The organism is Endozoicomonas sp. SESOKO2, assembly GCF_024606245.1.
Lineage (GTDB): Bacteria > Pseudomonadota > Gammaproteobacteria > Pseudomonadales > Endozoicomonadaceae > Endozoicomonas_A.
In genome coordinates this window covers 1-1,410 of the sequence record NZ_JAHHPQ010000211.1, presented here as the reverse complement: position 1 = coordinate 1,410, position 1,410 = coordinate 1, and the positions used below count along the sequence as shown (strand labels likewise).

Genomic DNA, 1,410 nt, shown 5'->3' with positions numbered 1-1,410 from the left:
TCAGTGCCATGGCGCTCATGATTACTCCGTTGGTTTTTGCTCTGACCCGGGTTCCTCACAGCGTTTTGCTAACGATTCTGATCGGTGTTTCCGGCATGATTGCGGCTATCTGGGTGCAGCTGATTAACCTGCCTGTAGAGCTGGATGCCAGCTTTAAAAAAGCCCTGCCCATTCTGGCGGAGGGTTACCTTTCAGAAAAAGATATGCCCGCTGCCAGAGACGTTTTAAAAGCGGCAGCCATGACGTATGTTGCCGCAGCACTGGGCAGCCTGCTCAATCTTGGCCGCTGGGTTGCTATCCTCAGGCGTTAAGTTAATCCTGCAAAGGATGACCTTGCCTGAGTCCATGAGTCTCTGGTTCGGGCTGCCCCGCCGGGCCAGGGGGTGTTGGACTCGTTGAACTGATCTACTATGATTGCGAGCCTTTGTATACAGATCACCTTCGGATATCTTCATGAGTCCCTACACCTCTCCCATTTCTGAACTTCTCGGCCTGGGCTACTGCGACTGGCAGGATTGGACGGATTACAGCCGTTTTGAATTTAATGAGTCGCATATCCCGGAGCTTCTGAAGCTGGCTCAGGATTGGGCCTCGTTTGATCATGACGATGCCGAAACTGTCTGGTCACCCGTTCACGCCTGGAGGGTTCTGGGTATTCTTCAGGCAAAAGAAGCGGTGGAGCCCCTGCTGGATCTGTTCTACAAGGATGATGAACACTTTGTGATTGCAGAGTATCTGCCTTCTGCGGTCGGTCGTCTTGGCGAAGTGGCCACCGATCGGCTTTGGGGTATTGCCAGGAACAACGAGGACAATGAGGATGCCCGGGATCTTGCAATAGAGTCTCTGCGCTGGAATGCAACTTACCATGAAGCGGATCGTGAAAAGACAGTGGCGGGCCTTCAGAAGCTTCTGGAAGACAGGGAAGATGATGGAACCTATCTCAATACGGCTCTGGTCGGTGCTCTGATTGATCTGCACGGTAAAGAAGCGGTTAAAGTCATTCGCGATGCCTTTGAGCGTGGTAAAGTCGATCGCGAGATTCATGGTGATATTGAAGACATAGAGATTGAGCTGGGTCTGAGACAGACTCGCTCCTTTATTCCTGACTGGCGTTTTGACGATGCCCAGAAAGACATGCTGGAGGCTATGCTGTCTGAGTATGGTCGCATGTCTTGTCAGGAAGTGGAAGGTTTCCTCTTTGGTATCTGGGGGTCACCTCAGCAAGTTCCACCCAATCGCTGGCTTAAAAAAATCTTTGGCGAAGTACCGGCTTTTAAGGATGAACAGCAGGAAAAAGACATTCATCGTATATTGTTCAATCTATACGACACCATTGAGCGTGCTGTTGAAATGGGGCCTGTCTCTTATACACATCTGACGCTGCCGACGACTAGTCGAGTGTAGATCTCG

Annotated in this window: 2 protein-coding genes; both read left to right on the top strand. The window is 51.1% G+C overall.

Features of this window, described 5'->3' with window-relative positions; translation table 11 throughout:
- A partial coding sequence (locus KDK17_RS05065; RefSeq protein ID WP_257287498.1) for a zinc metallopeptidase occupies nt 1–311 on the top strand: 311 nt, incomplete at its 5' end.
- A gap of 142 nt (nt 312–453) precedes the next feature.
- Complete coding sequence (locus KDK17_RS05060) at nt 454–1,404, top strand: UPF0149 family protein (RefSeq protein ID WP_257287497.1); 951 nt, start codon at nt 454–456, stop codon at nt 1,402–1,404.
- Nucleotides 1,405–1,410 lie beyond the last annotated feature (6 nt).

Coding starts and splice junctions, on each gene's coding strand:
- KDK17_RS05060 (WP_257287497.1), top strand. CDS start 454: ATGAGTCCCTACACCTCTCCCATTTCTGAACTTCTCGGCCTGGGCTAC.